The organism is Ottowia caeni, assembly GCF_050821495.1.
Taxonomy (GTDB): domain Bacteria; phylum Pseudomonadota; class Gammaproteobacteria; order Burkholderiales; family Burkholderiaceae_C; genus Ottowia; species Ottowia caeni.
In genome coordinates this window covers 3721969-3738899 of record NZ_CP151080.1, presented here as the reverse complement: position 1 = coordinate 3738899, position 16931 = coordinate 3721969, and the positions used below count along the sequence as shown (strand labels likewise).

The 16931-nt window shown below is 61.7% G+C and carries 14 protein-coding genes; 7 read left to right on the top strand and 7 right to left on the bottom strand.

Going from position 1 to position 16931, the window contains the following annotated elements; all coding sequences use genetic code 11:
* Window positions 1-4: 4 nt before the first annotated feature.
* Window positions 5-2164, top strand: a complete 2160-nt coding sequence (locus AAAK34_RS17620) for a PhoX family protein (protein ID WP_231697113.1) — start codon at window positions 5-7, stop codon at window positions 2162-2164.
* Window positions 2165-2238: 74 nt separating this feature from the next.
* On the top strand, window positions 2239-2427 hold the full coding sequence (locus tag AAAK34_RS17615; protein WP_431777518.1) for a hypothetical protein: 189 nt from the start codon (window positions 2239-2241) through the stop codon (window positions 2425-2427).
* Window positions 2428-2510: 83 nt separating this feature from the next.
* Here AAAK34_RS17615 and AAAK34_RS17610 read toward each other — a convergent pair whose 3' ends face one another.
* Window positions 2511-4820 carry an NADP-dependent malic enzyme gene (locus AAAK34_RS17610; protein ID WP_231697144.1) on the bottom strand — a complete coding sequence of 770 codons (2310 nt, stop codon included), beginning with the start codon at window positions 4818-4820 and terminating at the stop codon, window positions 2511-2513.
* A 227-nt stretch (window positions 4821-5047) separates the two neighbouring features.
* A complete protein-coding gene (locus AAAK34_RS17605) occupies window positions 5048-5632 on the bottom strand; it encodes a 5-formyltetrahydrofolate cyclo-ligase (RefSeq protein ID WP_231697114.1) in 585 nt (194 codons plus the stop codon).
* Between the two features lie 10 nt (window positions 5633-5642).
* Here AAAK34_RS17605 and AAAK34_RS17600 point away from each other — a divergent pair, with 10 nt between their 5' ends.
* The 3 genes from AAAK34_RS17600 (at window position 5643) to AAAK34_RS17590 (ending at window position 9604) form a co-directional block, all read left to right on the top strand.
* Window positions 5643-7694: a transglycosylase SLT domain-containing protein gene (locus AAAK34_RS17600; RefSeq protein WP_431778037.1), complete on the top strand. Its 2052-nt coding sequence runs from the start codon at window positions 5643-5645 to the stop codon at window positions 7692-7694.
* 208 nt (window positions 7695-7902) lie between these two features.
* The gene (locus AAAK34_RS17595) at window positions 7903-8871 is read left to right on the top strand and encodes a complex I NDUFA9 subunit family protein (RefSeq protein WP_231697116.1); all 969 of its coding nucleotides are present in this window, start codon (window positions 7903-7905) and stop codon (window positions 8869-8871) included.
* 43 nt (window positions 8872-8914) lie between these two features.
* Window positions 8915-9604, top strand: a complete 690-nt coding sequence (locus tag AAAK34_RS17590) for a glutathione S-transferase family protein (protein ID WP_231697117.1) — start codon at window positions 8915-8917, stop codon at window positions 9602-9604.
* Window positions 9605-9629: 25 nt separating this feature from the next.
* Here AAAK34_RS17590 and AAAK34_RS17585 read toward each other — a convergent pair whose 3' ends face one another.
* The gene (locus AAAK34_RS17585) at window positions 9630-10601 is read right to left on the bottom strand and encodes a Bug family tripartite tricarboxylate transporter substrate binding protein (RefSeq protein WP_431777517.1); all 972 of its coding nucleotides are present in this window, start codon (window positions 10599-10601) and stop codon (window positions 9630-9632) included.
* Between the two features lie 14 nt (window positions 10602-10615).
* A complete protein-coding gene (locus AAAK34_RS17580) occupies window positions 10616-12004 on the bottom strand; it encodes an FAD-dependent oxidoreductase (protein WP_231697119.1) in 1389 nt (462 codons plus the stop codon).
* A 64-nt stretch (window positions 12005-12068) separates the two neighbouring features.
* On the opposite strand from AAAK34_RS17580, the gene AAAK34_RS17575 reads away from it, so the two are divergent.
* Together AAAK34_RS17575 and AAAK34_RS17570 are read left to right on the top strand one after the other, a co-directional pair.
* A complete protein-coding gene (locus AAAK34_RS17575; protein ID WP_231697120.1) occupies window positions 12069-13349 on the top strand; it encodes a multifunctional CCA addition/repair protein in 1281 nt (426 codons plus the stop codon).
* Window positions 13350-13366: 17 nt separating this feature from the next.
* On the top strand, window positions 13367-13984 hold the full coding sequence (locus tag AAAK34_RS17570) for a TetR/AcrR family transcriptional regulator (RefSeq protein ID WP_231697121.1): 618 nt from the start codon (window positions 13367-13369) through the stop codon (window positions 13982-13984).
* Window positions 13985-14012: 28 nt separating this feature from the next.
* Here the strand turns inward: AAAK34_RS17570 and AAAK34_RS17565 are convergent, their stop codons facing one another.
* Genes AAAK34_RS17565 through AAAK34_RS17555 form a run of 3 tightly spaced genes read right to left on the bottom strand, consistent with a single transcriptional unit; the run spans window position 14013 to window position 16831 of the window.
* Window positions 14013-14972 (bottom strand): LysR family transcriptional regulator, encoded by a 960-nt coding sequence (locus AAAK34_RS17565; protein ID WP_231697122.1) that lies wholly within the window; start codon window positions 14970-14972, stop codon window positions 14013-14015.
* Window positions 14973-15020: 48 nt separating this feature from the next.
* Complete coding sequence (locus AAAK34_RS17560; protein ID WP_231697123.1) at window positions 15021-15836, bottom strand: alpha/beta fold hydrolase; 816 nt, start codon at window positions 15834-15836, stop codon at window positions 15021-15023.
* Complete coding sequence (locus tag AAAK34_RS17555) at window positions 15833-16831, bottom strand: Bug family tripartite tricarboxylate transporter substrate binding protein (protein WP_431777516.1); 999 nt, start codon at window positions 16829-16831, stop codon at window positions 15833-15835. Before AAAK34_RS17555 ends, AAAK34_RS17560 begins: the two co-directional genes overlap by 4 nt.
* Window positions 16832-16931: the final 100 nt, after the last annotated feature.

Here is a 16931-nt window from a genome sequence, read left to right as displayed (position 1 = left end):
GAGCATGAACCACACGAACGTTTCCGAATACGACGATAACGAGATCGTCAACTTGTCGAACAACCCGCATATCAGTACTGTTCTGGCTGCTCGTCTGAGCCGGCGTGGAGCGCTGCGAGGTGGGGTTGGTGCTGCCACAGCCGCCTTGCTTGGCGGCACGGGCTTGAGCGCATGCGGCGGCAGCGATGATGAGGCACCCGCCCCGGCACCCGCCCCCGCCCCTGCACCGGCTAAATTCAATTTCGCTGCGGTGGCCAAGACCAATGCCGACCGAGTCTCCGTGCCCGATGAGTATCAGATCAGCATACTGCATGCGCTGGGCGACCCCATGCACTTCGGCGATGCCTCGTGGAAGGACGACGGTTCGGAGACTGCGGAGTCCTACGAGCGCCGTATCGGCGACGGCCATGACGGCATGTACTACTTCGGCATGTCCGACGACGGAAAGTTTGACGTCAACCGCTCTGATCGCGGACTGCTGTGCGTTAACCACGAATATGTGGTGGCCCCCTATGGCCTGCACCCTGCCGGTTCCACCAAGGTGGATGGCAAGCGCCCCGCCGAGGAAATTCAGAAGGAAATCTACGCTCACGGCGTGAGCGTGGTGGAAGTCCGTCGCAAGGCAGGCAGCAACGATATGGAAATGGTGCGTGGCTCGCGTTACAACCGCCGCGTGCATTCGGCCACGCCCATGGACATGGGTGGCCCTGCCGCTGGCAGTCCCGGGTTGGTGACAAAGTTGTCACCCAATGGTCGGGAAGCCTTTGGCATGAATAACAACTGTGCTTCCGGGTACACGCCTTGGGGTACCTACCTGACGTGCGAAGAAAATTACCTGAACGTGATGGGGCGTGCAGCGGGTGACGACGCCGCGCGCTCCGCCGCGGAAATTGCTGCATTCAAGCGCTATGGGTTGCCGCAGGGCCGAGCCAACCCCTACGGCTGGGATACGGTCGAGGGTGAAACTTATCAGCGCTGGAACAGTAAAGTCAGTGGTGCCTCTGCCGCAGAAGATTACCGCAACGTCTTCAACAGTTTCGGTTGGGTGGTCGAGATTGATCCATTTCAGCCCGCAAGCAAGCCGGTCAAGCGTTCCAGCCTGGGCCGCTTCAACCACGAAGGCGCGTGGCCCGCTCCGGCCAAGGCCGGCGAGCCTATCGTCATTTACTCCGGCGACGACGCGCGTGGCGAGTATGTCTTCAAGTTCGTGTCCGACGCGAAGTGGGATCCGAAAGACGTCAACGGTGGCACGGCCGCAGGCGCTAAGTACCTCGACAAGGGTACCTTGTATGTGGCCAAGTTCAATAACGACGGCACGGGCGAGTGGCTCGAATTGACCCACGGCAAGAACGGTCTGGACTCATCGAACGCGCTGTACCCCTTTGCAGATCAGGGTGACGTGGTCATGTTCTGCCGCCTGGCAGCAGACTCCCGCGGCGCGACCAAAATGGATCGCCCGGAGTGGGGTGGCGTAAACCCGTTGAACAACGAGGTTTACATGACCATGACCAACAACTCGCAGCGTACGGCCGCCACACTCAACGCCGCAAACCCGCGCGTTGGCAACACCAACGGCCACATCATTCGCTGGCGCGAAGACGGTAGCCAGGGCGCCACCAAGTTCAACTGGGACGTGTTCCTCTTCGGTGCTCGCGAGGACGGCAAGCAGAGCGAGAATCTCTCCGGTCTCACGGCAGGGAACGATTTCTCAAGTCCTGACGGGTTGTATTTTGACCAGCGCAATGGCAACGCTGGCGGCCTGCTGTGGATTCAGACCGATGACGGCTCATACACCGACGTCACCAACTGCATGATGCTCGCAGCCATTCCTGGCAAGGTGGGCGATGGTGGCCCGGTGACTACGAAGGAGGGTCAGGCCACGTTCATGGGCGCCAAGCCCACGGAGGCCAACGTGCGCCGGTTCCTGGTGGGTCCATTCGACTGCGAAATCACCGGCGTCGACGTGACTCCGGACGGCAAGACGCTGTTTTTCAACGTCCAGCACCCGGGTGAAGGGCCGGCAGACTTCGCAGCCAAAACCTTTACGAGTTATTGGCCGGGCAATCAGGCGCCTGCCAGCGACACCGCACACTCAGGCCACAAACGCCCACGTTCAGCCACTGTGGTGGTGACGCGCATAGACGGCGGCACGATCGGCATTTGATCGGAATCTGTTTGGGACGGGGAGACTGAGCCTAGATCCGGCAGTTGACCGCTTGCAATCTTCAGGAAAGCCGCATGAACACTCGATTTCTATGCTCCGATAACGCTCACCCATTTGGTGAGAGCGCTACGCACCCGATCAGGCCGCCCTCGGGCACGCTGGCGGCGTTGCTCGTTCTTGCAGGCACGAGCCTGCCGCGTCCTCACGCCTTGCCAGCGCACCCGATGACGACCTGTTCGGGCGCGTTCAACTGCCGGATCTAGGCTGAGAGCGGCGCCTTAATTGGCGCCGCTTTTGTTTCTCAGAGTGAGGCAGACTGCATCCGGCTTCGATCTTCGCGGGGGTGTCAGGCGCGGCGCCTCACAGCAGCCTCGGCCACTACCACGGCTGTCATGTTGACCAGTCTGCGCACCGTGGCCGAAGGCGTCAGAACATGCGCTGGGGCCGCTGCGCCCAGGAGCATGGGCCCGATCGTCACGCCGTGGCCCACCGTGATCTTGAGCACGTTGAACAGGATATTGGCTGCGTCCAGGCTGGGGCATACCAGAAGGTTGGCCTCGCCAGTGAGGGTGCTGTCAGAGATGGCGCGGTCACGCAAGACAGACGATAGCGCCATGTCGCCATGCATTTCCCCGTCACACTCGATGTCTGGTGCCATCTCGCGGAAAAGGTCGCGTGCGCGCCGCATCTTGAGCGCTGAGGCACGCTTGGACGAGCCGAAGTTCGAGTGCGAAAGAAAAGCCACCTTGGGCGGCAGGCCGAAATTTTTCACCTCGTGGGCAGCCATTTTTGCAATGGAGGCCAGCAACTCTGCACTGGGGTCTTCGTTGACGTAGGTATCCGTCATGAAGAGCGTGCGGTCTTCCAGCAGAATGGCGTTCAAGGTGGCGAGGCATGGCGCGCCGGGTTCCACGCCGATGATGGATTCAATATGCTCCAGGTGCTGGTCAAAGCGCCCCAGCATGCCGCACAGCATGGCGTCGGCATCGCCCAAGTGCACCATCAACGCTGCGATGATCGTGGTGGAACGGCGTACGGCAGCCTTGGCTGCTTCCACGCTCACACCATTGCGCGCCATCAGGCCGTGGTACGTTTCCCAGTACTGGCGGAAGCGCGGATCGTCCTCGGGGTCGACGTTTTGCACGTCTTGACCGAGGCGAATGCGCAGGCCTGCCTTCTTGATGCGCTGCTCAATGACTGCCGGACGGCCGATCAGAATCGGCATGGCCAGCTTGTCGTCTACGGCGATCTGCGCTGCGCGCAATACGCGCTCGTCTTCGCCTTCGGCATAGGCTACACGTTTTTGCGCCATCGGTACCGCCTTGGCGGCGGCATATACGGGTCGCATCACCATGCCGGTCTGGTAGACAAACCGGCTCAGGCTGGTGCGGTAGGCGTCCATGTCCTCGATCGGGCGGGTGGCCACTCCGGAAGCCACCGCTGCTTCGGCCACTGCGGGCGCGATACGAATGATCAAACGTGGGTCGAACGGCGTGGGGATGATGTAGTCGGGCCCGAACTGCAGGTCCTTGCCGGCGTACGCGGCGGCCACCTCGGCGCTGGTCTCGGCTTTGGCCAATGCGGCAATTTCGCGCACGCAGGCCAGCTTCATCTCCTCTGTGATCTTGGTTGCGCCGCAATCGAGCGCACCGCGGAATATGTAGGGGAAGCACAGAACGTTGTTGACCTGGTTCGGATAGTCAGAACGGCCCGTGGCAATGATGCAGTCTGGCCGTGCGGCCTTAGCCAGTTCGGGGCGGATCTCAGGCTCAGGGTTGGCCAGCGCCAGAATCACCGGTTTGTCGGCCATGCTCTTGACCATGTCCTCGGTGAGTACACCCGGTGCGGAGCAGCCCAGGAATACATCAGCCCCCTTGACGGCATCAGCCAGGGTCCGGAGTTCGGATTTTTGGGCGTACTTGGCCTTGGACTCATCGTAACCCCCGGGACGTCCTTCGTAGATCACCCCCTTGGAGTCGCAGGCGAAGACGTTTGAGGTTTTGACTCCCAAGGCCACCATCAGGTCGAGACAAGCCAGGGCGGCCGCGCCTGCGCCAGAAACGGCGACCTTAACTTCTGAAATGTCCTTGCCAACCAGCTCCAGACCATTCAGCAGCGCCGCCGAAGAGATGATGGCCGTGCCGTGCTGGTCATCGTGGAAAACCGGAATGTTCAGTCGTTCACGCAGCTTGGTTTCTATATAGAAGCACTCAGGGGCCTTAATATCTTCCAGGTTGATGCCGCCCAGAGTGGGCTCCAGCGACGCGATGATGTCAACCAGCTTGTCCGGGTCGCGTTCGGCCAGTTCAATATCGAACACGTCGATGCCGGCAAACTTCTTGAACAGGCATCCCTTACCCTCCATGACGGGCTTGCCTGCCAGCGGCCCAATGTCTCCCAGGCCCAGCACCGCGGTGCCGTTGGTGACTACGCCGACCAGGTTGCCACGTGCGGTGTACTCTGCCGCCTTGGACGGGTCGGCCTGAATGTCCAGGCAGGGGTAGGCTACGCCAGGTGAGTAAGCCAGCGAGAGATCAATCTGGTTGGATAGCGGCTTGGTGGGGGAGACGGCGATCTTGCCGCGTGTGGGCGCACGGTGATACTCGCGCGCGGCATCGCGCAGTGCTGTTTCCTTGGGTGAAAGTTCTTGCGGCATGGTGTCTTCCTCGTTGACTGGCGGCATGCGGTGTCGCCATTGTTCTGTGAAACGAGAGACACCATGAGCCCGTTGAGCCTGTTTGCGTAATCTGAACCCGAACGGGACGGCGTTCGGGCATCTAGCCTAACTCAAAAAAACCTCAAATTTCACCGGCTCGTGCACTTTTTCGAGTTTTGGCTTGACCTTCTGGAAAATTGAAGTCCCATTGGGCTCCCGCTGGGTATCTACACTGGCCAGACCACGCCGTTGTCGTTCAAGATGGCATCAAGCGGTTGATCATGGGGCTCTGGCTCAAAGTCATCTATGAATCCGTTGGTGTAGCCCAGCCCCACGGTGTAGGGGCGTGGCTCCAGGGCTGCCAGCGTGCGGTCGTAAAAGCCACCCCCGTAGCCTAGGCGGTAACCTCCAGGGCCGTAGCCCACGCAAGGTACGAACAGCAGCGTAGGTACGATCAATTCGGTATCCTTCGGTTTCGGAATGCCGTAGGCGTCTTCTTCCATAGGGCAACCCGGGTACCAGATGTGAAAGCTCAGTGTCTTGTGAACCTTGTCGATCACGGGCAGTCCAATGCGGCGACGTTGCGGTTCGTCCAGCAGTTCCCCGTCTTCTTTCCAGCGATGCAGCGCGGGCAGGGGATCAAACTCGCCCTTGATCGGCCAGTAAGCACCGATGACGGTCTCCGGACGGTCGACGAGCCAGATGCGCAACACGCGTTGCAGCATGTCGGCTCGTGCCATCCGGTCTTCGAGATGCAGGCGCTGCTCTATCAGACGCGCTCGTAGATCCTTTTTGCTGTGGGACTTGTCCATAATGACCTTGATGTACTTTCCGAAGATTCTGACACCGTTTTCCTGCTTGCTAGTGGCGGTGGCTTGCGCAATTCTGAGCCCAAGGTCTGCTGTGGCGCAGGCGGAGCCGGCTGTATCTGGTTCTCCGGCAGCCCTGCCTGCCAGCGACAGCGTCATCCTCGACATGCGAGAGGCATTCCGACGCAACGACAAAGCGCGCCTGGCTTCCCTGCTGCCCCTGGCGCGCGGCCACGCACTGGAGCCGTGGGCGGCCTACTGGGAGTTGAAGGCGCGTCTCGAAGAAGCGGCCTTGCCGGAGGTGCAGGATTTTCTGGTCCGCTACAAGGGCACCTATCAGGAGGATCGGCTGCGCAACGACTGGCTGCTGGTGGCGGGCAAGCGGCGTGATTGGGCAGGCTTTGCCGCGGAGTGGCCGCGTTTTCGCATGCGCGATGATCGCGAGGCGCGCTGCTATGCCGTGGCCATGGATGTGGCGCAGGGCAAGGCAGTCGGCGCCGAGGCCATTGCACAGGTCCGGCGCGACTGGCTCGACCAGCGAGAACTTGACGACGGATGCCTGCTGGCGGTGGATCTGCTCCATCAGGCTGGCAAGCTCCCGTATACCGACCTCTGGTTGAAGGCTCGCCTGGCCATCGAGGCCAACCGTGCCAGTATGGCGCGCGCCGCCGTGGAGCTCGATGCCCGTGACGCTGCAGCGACGGTCGCGCAGATCCAGAACAGCGCCGTGCGGTACCTGGCAAGCCGCGCCGCAGTAGGTACTCGCAAGGGCCAGGAGCTGATCGTGCTGGCGCTTATCAAGCTTGCCGCCCAAGACCCCGAACAAGCCGCGGCTCAAATGGAGGCGAAGTGGAGCGTGCAACTTACGCATGAAGAGCGTAACTGGGTCTGGGGAGTGATCGGTCGCCAGGCTGCGCTCAAACTGCAAGACAGCGCCGTGCAGCACTTTGCCAAGGTCACGCGCGACGGGGATTTGAACGACGACATGCTGGCCTGGAAGGCTCGCGCGGCCATGCGCCAAGGGCAGTGGCGAACTGTGCGTTCCGCGATCGAGGCCATGAGCGACTCTTCGCAGAAAGATCCTGCATGGGTGTATTGGCGCGCGAGGGCATTGACGGCGCTAGCCCGCAGCGATGCTGACCGCGTGCAGCCGCGCCAACTGTTGGAAAGCGTGGCTGGCGTGCATGGCTTCTATGAAAAACTGGCACAAGAAGAGCTGGGGCGCCCTATAACGGCACCAGCTTTGCCGCCTCCTCTCAGCGATGCAGAGAAGGCGGCGGCTCAGAGTCATCCCGGCTTGAATCGCGCATTGCTCGCGATCTCCATCGGATTGCGCAGCGAAGGCGTGCGCGAGTGGAACTACACCACCAATTTGCACACACCGGGTGGCATGGGCGACCGTGAACTGTATGCGGCTGCCGATCTGGCCTGCCAGCGCCAAGTGTGGGACCGGTGTATCAACACAAGCGAGCGCACCCGCAGCTTCATGGACTACGGGCAGCGTTTTCCCATGCCCTTTCGCAATGAGGTGGTGGGACAGTCTCGCGCCATCGGGCTTGATCCGGCTTACGTCTATGGGTTGATCCGCCAGGAAAGCCGATTCATTGTTGCCGCGCGTTCCGGTGTGGGCGCCTCGGGATTGATGCAGGTGATGCCGGCCACCGCCCGCTGGACTGCCCGCAAGATCGGTTTGACCGATTTCAAGCCTTCACAGATCTACGAGCGAGACACCAATATTCTGCTCGGCACGAGTTATCTCAAACTGGCGCTGGACGACTTCCAGAATTCCCTGCCGTTGGCTGCTGCCGCCTATAACGCCGGCCCAGGCCGGCCGAGGGTGTGGCGTGCGCCGGGTGGCGCGGGGCCGACGCTGGACGGGGCTATCTGGGCGGAAAACATTCCGTTTTCCGAAACGCGTGATTATGTGAAAAAGGTTTTGTCGAACACCGTCGATTACGCAACCATCCTCACCGGCCAGCCTCAGTCAATCAAGGTCAGGTTGGGCACGGTGGGCCCGCTGCCGCCGGGAGCCGAAGACATGAGCCGGGAACTCACTGCGCGCTGAGACTGATTCGTGCAAGGCGCATTCGTGTTCTCTGCGAGCAAGCCGAAGAACTCATCCGGGTCAAGCCATACCCCCAGACCTCGGCCTGACCGGGTTGTTTTATCGGGGCAATGGGGCAGAATGTCCTCATGGAGAACATCTACGTCTTGAGGTTGTCGATGCCGCTCTCCTGCCCTGTTTCATGTGCTCGTGTGAAGGAGTCTCACTCATGACGCGACGTGCGCTTGTTCTTGGTGGTAGCGGGTTTGTGGGCAGCTATGTCTGTGAGCACCTGCAAAGGCAAGGCTGGCACATCACGGTGCCCACACGGCAGTACGCCACCGGCAAGCATTTGCTCAGTGTGCCGAGCCTGCAATTGACGGAAGCCAGCGTATTCGAACCCGGTGTGCTGGCGAGTCTGCTGCCTGGTCACCATGCGGTGATCAACTTGATTGCCATATTGCACGGCAACCAGAAATCCTTTGAGCGTGTGCATATCGAATGGCCTCGCCAACTGGCAGCGGCATGCGGGCAGGCGGGTGTTAGGCGACTGGTGCATGTCAGCGCCTTGGGGGCTGACGCCAGCGGTCCTTCCATGTACCAGCGGAGCAAGGCGGCTGGCGAGGCCGTGCTTCGCGAGGCGGCAGCGGCTGGTGCAATCGATCTCACGCTATTTCGCCCGAGCGTCATTTTTGGCCGTGAAGACAACTTCATGAACCTGTTCGCTCGCTTGCAGAAAATCTTTCCCGTGGTGCCCTTGGCGGGCGCTAGTGCGCGGCTACAGCCTGTATGGGTGCGTGACGTGGCGCGCGCCATCGTCCGTGCCCTGGACAACGATACCGCCATCGGTGAAACCTACGAAGCCTGCGGTCCCGAGGTTTACTCTCTTGGCGAACTTGTGCGGCTGGCTGGTTGCTGGGCAGGTGTGCGGGGCGGGACTGGTCGGCCGGTGATTGAATTGCCCATGGGAGTAGGCAGGCTGCAGGCGCTCATGATGGAACTGGTGTCATCGCAGCCGCTGATGAGCCGCGACAACCTCGACTCGCTCAAGGTGGCCAACGTGGCCAGCGGACATTTGCCGGGCCTGGATGCCCTGGGCGTCACGACTGCCCCGTTGGCGGGTGTGGCTCCCCTGTACCTGGGCCATACCGGTGTCGCAGGACGACTCAACGAAATGCGCCGCCGCGCGGGACGATGATCCTGGCGGATCTGGAAAACTGGCTTGCAAAAAGGAGACGGCCATGCTCAAGCTTTACATCGGCAACAAGAACTACTCGTCCTGGTCGATGCGCCCGTGGGTGCTGCTCAAGCAGGCCGGCATTCCCTTCGAGGAAGTCATGGTGCGCTTCGACTCCTTCGGGCCAGACTCGCAGTTCAAGCGGACGCTGGCTGAGCTGAGCCCGACAGGCCAGGTGCCACTGCTGCTTGATGAAGGCTTTGCCGTATGGGACACATTGGCCATTGCAGAGTATGTGGCCGAGAAGTTTCCTGACAAAAAACTGTGGCCGGAAGACCAGAGAGCGCGCGCCCGAGCCCGCAGTGTTTGCGCTGAAATGCATTCGGGCTTTTCTGCGCTGCGCAGTGCGTTCCCCTTGAACATCGAGGCGAGTCTGCCGCATATTGGCACGCTGGCCTTGCGCGATAAGCCAGCAGTTCGAGCCGATTTGCTCCGCCTGACGAGCATGTGGAGCGAGCTGCTGTCGGTTTATGGCAAGCCCTTCCTTTTTGGCGATTTCAGCATTGCCGACGCCTACTTCGCTCCGGTGGTCACGCGCATCCGCACCTATTCGCTGCCCATTCCCACCATGGTGGAAGCGTACATCGAGCGCCTTTGCGAACTGCCGGGCGTCAAGGCGTGGATCGACGGAGCCTTGGCCGAGAAGGACTTTCTGGATTTTGAAGAGCCCTATCGGATTGCAAGAACCGCCTAAGAGCCCCCTCACAGGCAGCCGCCATTCACTCAAGCTTGATACCGCGCGACTTGATGATGCCGTTCAATAGGGTGGTTTCCTGGCGCACGCGTTGCGCAAGACCTTCCGATGAAGTTCCCACGGCCTGCCAGCCTTGCTGGAACATGCGTTGGCGAACTTCTGGGGTCTTCATGATGGTACCAAGGGCGGAGGCAATTCGCTGCCGGGCAGTTGCACTCAGGCTGGCCGGGCCAATCAGGGCGGTCCAGACTTCCAGGTTGAAGTCTTTCACGCCCTCTTGCGCCAGGGAAGGCAGCTCAGGCACCAGTGCGCTACGCCCGCTGGTGGTGAGTCCGATAGCCTGCAGCTTGCCTGCCTTGATCTGAGGCATGGCCACGCCCGGCGGAATCAGCGCCATCTGGACTTGGCCGCTGATCAGCGCGGTGACCACGGCAGGGTTGCCGTTGTACGGGACATGGATGGCTTTGAGGCCAGGCACGCGCGCCTTAAGGAGTTCCATGCCCAAATGCCCGACGGAGCCTGCACCAACCGAACCGTAGTTCCATTTGTCGCCCTGCCGCCGAGCCTCGTCGAAGAAAGCGGCGCCGGCGGGTAAGTTGGCTGGAGCCACCAGGATCAGCGGTGCGGTCGTCAGCAGGCTGAGGTAGCTGAAGTCGCGGGCCGGGTCGTAGGACAGCTTGGGGTAGAGGGTCTTGGAAGACGTGAGGTTGCCATTGATCACCACGCCCAGGGTATGGTCGTCGGTGGCTTTGGCGACCGCATCTGCGGCGATGTTCCCGCTCGCACCGGGTTTGTTGTCCACAATCACGGGCTGGCCCAGGGCCTGGGCGAGGGGCTCCGCGATGGCGCGCGCCGACATGTCCGGAGTGGAGCCTCCCGGAAAGCCGACCATGATCCGGACCGGCTTGCTGGGCCAGGAGGAAGTTTGCGCACGAACGGGAAGGTGAGCCGCCGCGAGGGCTGCGGCGGTGAGGGTCATGAGTTGCCTGCGTTGCATGTTCCGGTCTCTCGTCAAATTGCGTTGGGGGTATTTTCGCCTTCCAGTCCGAGGAAGGCGCCGTTGGACTGCAATTGGCTTTGCAGCGCTGCAAATTCAATGCGGCGTGGCACGCTATTTTGCGCGAGCGCCAACGCTGCGCCTGTTCCGGCAGCCTGACCCATTACGAAGCAGCTCCCGGAGACGCGCGCGGCCGATTGGCCTCCGTGCGTCATGGAAGCACAGCGCCCCGCGGTGAGTAGGTTGTCCAGCCCGCGCGGCAGCAGCATGCGCCAAGGAAGTTGGTTGTAGCCCCGGCTGGCAGCCCGACCCTCGGCAGTCTCGGTGCCGTGAGGCCAGCGGAAGCTAACGTTGCCGGCCACGTGCTCTTCCACCATCCAGCCGTTGACGCCAATGGAGTCGTCAAAGCTGGCGCAGGAAAGCACGTCTTGCTCACTGAGTTGGTAGTCACCGAGCACGCGCCGCGTTTCCCTCACGCCGATCTGAGGCGGAAGGTCTACGAGGTAGGCTTGCTCGAAGCCTGGAACATCGCGCCGCAGAAAGCGCATGAAGTGGGCTGCTTGCCGGCGACCCTCGGCTTCCGCTGCGGACAACTGAAGCGCGTCGGTGCCATCCACCGGCCCGCCATCCGGGCGCGCCAGCTGGGACACGTTGGCGCGCCATTCCGTGGAGTTTTTCTGCGGCCGCAGGATCGGGCCCTTGCGGGCGAAACGCTCGCCGCGCGCGCTAGCCTGCTCCATCAGAGCGGCCACGCTGGCCCACGCTTCTCCGGCGTGTTCGGGGTTGACGCCGCCTATGCGCATCATGGTTGAGGGGTACATCATCTCGTGCCCGTCGGCGCCTTTTTCATAGGGCGCGCCAGCCCATGCGGCCACGTCGCCGTCTCCCGTGCAGTCGATGAAGCAGCGTGCGCGAATCGCAAAACGCCCCGATTTGGTCTCCACGAAGACGGCTTCGAGGTTCGCTTCATCGCGCATGGATACACCGGCGATCCAGGCATGCAGCAGGACGCGGGCACCGCTGGCGGCAAGTAGTTCGTCGGCCGCGATTTTGAAGGCGGCCGTATCGTAGGCTTGCGCGGCGATGCGGCCACCAAACAGCAGGTGGGGTGTGTTGAGACCCCCCAGTGCGTCGATGCGTGAGAGCAAATCGCCTGCCACGCCGTGCACCACTTGCCTCAAGGTGCCATGTACATTGGCATGCAGGCCGCAGAAATTGGTGACGCCGGCTGCGGTGCCCATGCCGCCGAGAAATCCATAGCGCTCCACAAGCAAGGTTCGTGCGCCTGATTGAGCGGCCGATGCCGCAGCCGCCAACCCGGCCGGGCCACCGCCCAGAACCAGTACGTCGACTTCATCCAGAACAGGAGTCTGGCGCGGGCTTTCTGTGAGTGTTCCAAACATGAGCCAAAGATAACAGGTTCGTCCGCGTCTGGAATTCGACTTCTCAGAGCCACATAATTCACCTATGCAAATCTACATGGTTGGCGGCGCAGTGCGCGACCGCTTGCTGGGGTTGCCTGTCCAGGACCACGATTGGGTGGTGGTGGGGGCTACTCCGGAACAAATGACTGCTCAGGGCTTCGTACCGGTGGGCAAGGACTTTCCTGTCTTTCTGCACCCTGGCACGCACGAGGAATACGCCTTGGCGCGCACCGAGCGCAAGAGTGGGCGCGGCTACAAAGGATTCACAGTGTTCGCTGACGCGGACGTGACCCTCGAACAAGATCTGGCCCGGCGCGATCTGACGATCAACGCCATCGCGGCGCATTCAGACCTGGTCGGGCAAGATGGGAGCGAGCTGATCGATCCGTTCGGAGGTCAGCAGGATCTGAAGTCCAAGGTGCTGCGCCACGTGACGGATGCGTTCCGGGAAGATCCGGTGCGCATTCTGCGTGTGGCGCGTTTTTCTGCGCGGTTTCATGATTTCACGGTGGCGCCTGAGACCATGGCACTGATGCGCCACATGGTGCAAGACGGCGAAGCTGATCACCTGGTGGCCGAACGTGTGTGGCAGGAGATCTCGCGCGGACTCATGGAGAGTCACCCTGCGCGCATGTTCGAGGTGCTTCGTGAATGCGGCGTTTTGCGAGTGATCCTGCCGGAGGTAGACCGGCTGTGGGGCGTGCCGCAGCGTGCTGAGTACCACCCTGAGGTAGATACTGGCGTGCACTTGATGATGGTGCTCCAGATGGCGGCCCGGCTGAAGGCGCCTCTGGAGGTGCGTTACGCCTGCCTCACACACGATCTCGGTAAGGGTACTACTGCGCCGGAACTCCTGCCCCGCCACATTGGCCATGAGCAGCGCAGCGCGAAGCTATTGCGAGGACTTTCCCAACGTCTGCGTGTGCCCACCGATTGCCACACGCTGGCCGACGTGGTGGCGAGAGAGCACGGCAACATCCACCGCAGTGGAGATCTGGGCGCGGCTGCGCTGGTGCGGCTGCTGGAGCGCTGCGACGCTTTTCGCAAGCCAGCGCGACTGCAAGACATCCTCCTGGCCTGCGAGTGCGATGCTCGGGGGCGCCAGGGCATGCAGGAGCAGCCGTATCCGCAGGCGGAGCGGCTCTTGCGTGCACTGGCTGCCGCGCAAACGGTGGCCACAGATGAGGTGGCTAGTGCAGCCCAAGCCTATGGTGCGGCAGGTCCGCAGATCGGGGACGCGGTTCGGCGTGCCCGGGTTGCGGCGGTGGGTGCCGAGATGGGCTTATCGGCAAGCGCGCAGGCTGAACCTGATCCTGAGTCTTAGTCCCGATAATCAAGCCTATGGCACGCCCTATTTCCGCCTCGCATGATCAGCGCCGTGACGAAATCCTAGACGTCGCGGCGGCCTGCTTCGCTCGTCAGAGCTACCCGGCCACCAGCATGAACGATATTGCCGCTGCGTGCGGCACGTCGAAGGCGCGGCTCTATCACTACTACGAGAGCAAAGACGCGATCCTCTTTGATCTGCTGGATCGCTACACGCAGAAGCTGCTGCTCATCATCGGCCAGGCGGAAGCCAGTGCCGAGCGTCGGGCGCTGGACGAGCGGGCCGCGCTGCATGAGCTGGTTCGAGCCTTCCTGCGCGAGTACGAGACTTCAGCCACACGGCATGCAGCATTGCTGGGCAGCACTCAGTTTCTGTCGCCAGAGCAGCGAGATATCATTCTCAATCGACAGCGTGACGTGGTGGCTGCCGTCGGCCGATTTCTGCGGCGAGCCTACCCTGCGCGCCTGAATGCCCGCAACCAGACCGCCATCACCATGACACTGTTCGGCATGATCAACTGGACCTTCACCTGGTTGCGCCCGGGCGGCCCGATCAGTTATGCCGCGTTTGCAGAAGAGGTGGTTGGCATGCTGGAGCATGGCCTGGGGTCACCGTCTTTAAAGAGCCCCTGAGCATTGGCGTTTCATTGGGGGTGCGCCCTCAATCAGCCAGCCAGATGCCCTGACGTGCAATCTGCCCCACGATGTCCGTCAACCTCGCGGCCACGGCGGTCACCGCCCGTGTAGGACCTTTAGACTTTGAGTAAGCCAACGAGACGATCCGTGTAAACGAGGGGTCAATGATCCGGGACGCCTGCAGCTTCCCCTCCTGAACCTCGTTCCAGACCGCGTGAATGGGCAGAACGGTATAAAGCCCTTCATCGGCGCTCAACTGCTTTTGCAACGGTAGAGAGTCTGCCTCAATCACGGGCGCTATGCTGATGCGGCTTCTCCTCGCTCCCGCGTCCAGGGCGGTGCGCAGTCCGTTGGGTGCAGCGGGAAGAATGAAAGGCAAGCCATCCAGGCTGGAAAACGGTATCGTCGGCTGGGTCGTCATGCGGTCGCCCTTGCCGCCGATGAGGTAACTGTCTACCGTGGCCAAAGCTTCTTCCTGCTCAGGCAGGGTAGGGCCATAACGGTAGAGAATCGCGAGGTCGGTGCGTGCGTCGCTCAGCCATTCTTCGACTTGCCCGCTTGATCCTTCGAGCACCTTCAGGCTCACGCCTGGGTGTCTGGCGCGTACCTCCGCAAAAAGCCGTCCAATCAAAATGGTGCCTATAGAGGGCAGCGAGGCCACGGTCACGCTCCCTACTGGCTCGTGCAAGTCGGCGCGAATATCATGCTCCAATGATTGGGCACGCTCCAGCAATTCCTTGACCTGCGGGAACAACCGCTCTCCCGCCTCCGACAGTTCCACACCCCGGCCGGTACGATTGAACAGCCGAGCGCCACATTCGCGCTCCAGCGCATTGACTTGGCGGCTCAGGAACGATTGACTGCTGTCCAGAAAGAGCGCAGCCCGCGTGAGGCTGCCCAACTCTCCAATCGCGACGAACGAGCGCCACTTCTGAAGATCTGAGGTGATGTCGAGTTGGAACTCTGAAGCTTTGGGCCTGTGCATCTGGCCGATTATCCAGTTGGTAGTGAACTGTGCGGAATTGTGCAGGTGTTATTGCTGCGCAGTCTGGCTCAAGTTGCCTGCCCATGCAGCGATCGCTGCCGCCACGGCAAGCGGTTGCTCGGGCACCAGGGCATGGCTGGCGTTGGCAATTTCCTGGACGGTGACTTTCGTGCCCAACGCGTCGGCCAACTCACGTCTGGTGGACGCAGGTCTCCACGGATCGCAGGAACCCTGTAAATCGAGCAGGGGTGCGTGGCCTTTGCGATACCACTGCTCCCTGGGCGGATGCTGTGAGGCCTGGCGGTAGGCCGTGCGCCACTGCGGGTGCCAGCCTTCTAGCCATGTTCTTGGGTCATTGCCGGGCGCAAACATGCACGTTCGTAGAGCGCTCAGACGTTCTTGCTCGTCGCGCGAGGGATCTGAGGCGATGGCGAGCGCCTCCGCCATTCCCGGAGGAAACTCTCGAGCCGCCGCACCCAGCACCACCACGCCTCTCACCAGCTGTGGATGGCGCTGATCGGTCAGGCGCGCCACCCAGTGACCGTAGGCATGACCCACCACGATGGAGGGTGCGGCACTCAACTCGGTAATGACGCTGGCAACATCGTCCGCCAGTGTCTCCAGCGTCATTCCGTCGGGAGGCGGGCTGCTCCGCCCCATGCCACGCGGTTGCGGACGCAGCACCCGGAAGCCTGCCGCCGCGAGGAGCTCAGCGAGCTCATCAAAATCTTCAGAATCGCGTAGCGAGGACGGGAGCAGGACCAGCGGCGCTCCCGCGCCTTCGACAATGACGTCGATATGCGCAGGCCCGTTGGCGTCGCGTATGGGCAGAAGTTGGCGCTGACGGCCGGGTAGGGCGCTCACTCCAGACGCGCGCCAGAACTTTTCACGATGCGTTCCCACTTCGGGATCTCGCTGCGGATCAGGTTCCCCAACTCCTCGGGCGATGAAGCGGTGGCCTCAATCCCCAAGCCGGTGAGCTGCTTCTTCAGACCTGGGTCGGCCATGGCACGCACGATGGCTTCGTTCAGCTGGGTGACCACCTCTTTAGGCGTGCCTGCAGGCGCGAGCACGCCCAACCAGTTGGAGACTTCATACCCTTTGAGACCTGCTTCGTCGAGCGTGGGTACCTGTGGCAGTGCCCCCATGCGCTTGCTGGAGGTCACCGCCAGGGCATGCACTCGTCCCGCCTTGATGAACTCTTCATACACGGTAAATGAATCAAAGGTGGCGTCCACTCGGCCTGCCAGCAGGTCAGTCACCAGCGGGGCGCTTCCCTTATAGGGTACGTGCGTCATCTCGACGCCAGCCATACTACTGAACAGTGCGCCTGAAAGATGGCTTGAGCTTCCGTTGCCGGCGGAACCATAGGTGATCGTGCCCGGTTTGGCCTTAGCGAGCGCAATCAATTCGCTGACGCTGCGGACCTTGAGCGAAGGCCCCACCACCAGCACCCTGGGCGTGATGTGGGTGAGCGCAATCGGCGCGAAATCCTTGATCGGGTCGTATCGCAGCTTTGGGTAGAGCGCTGAATTGATCGCATGAGTGCCCATGGTGGCGAAGAACAGCGTATAGCCGTCGGCCGGAGCGCGTGCGACCAGTTCCGCGCCGATCGTTCCACCGGCGCCGCCACGGTTCTCGATGACGATCTGCTGCCCCAATTGCAGGCTCATTTGCTGTGCCATGCCACGTGCCATCACGTCGGCTGCACCTCCCGCAGGAAAGGGAACCACCAAGCGCAAAGGCTTGTCGGGAAAAGCGGCCCATGCGGAAAGTGGCATTGCCACAGCCGCGGCCGCCACAGTGGCGACAAACGCGCGCCGGTTGATTGGCGAAGGTTTTAGACGGGACTTGAGCAAGCTTGTCTCCTTTTGTTTGATATTCCAAGACTTTATCAACCAGGATGGCTGGAGCCATGCCAAAGTGCGCAAGGCTGCTATCCAGCTTCACTTCTTGTCC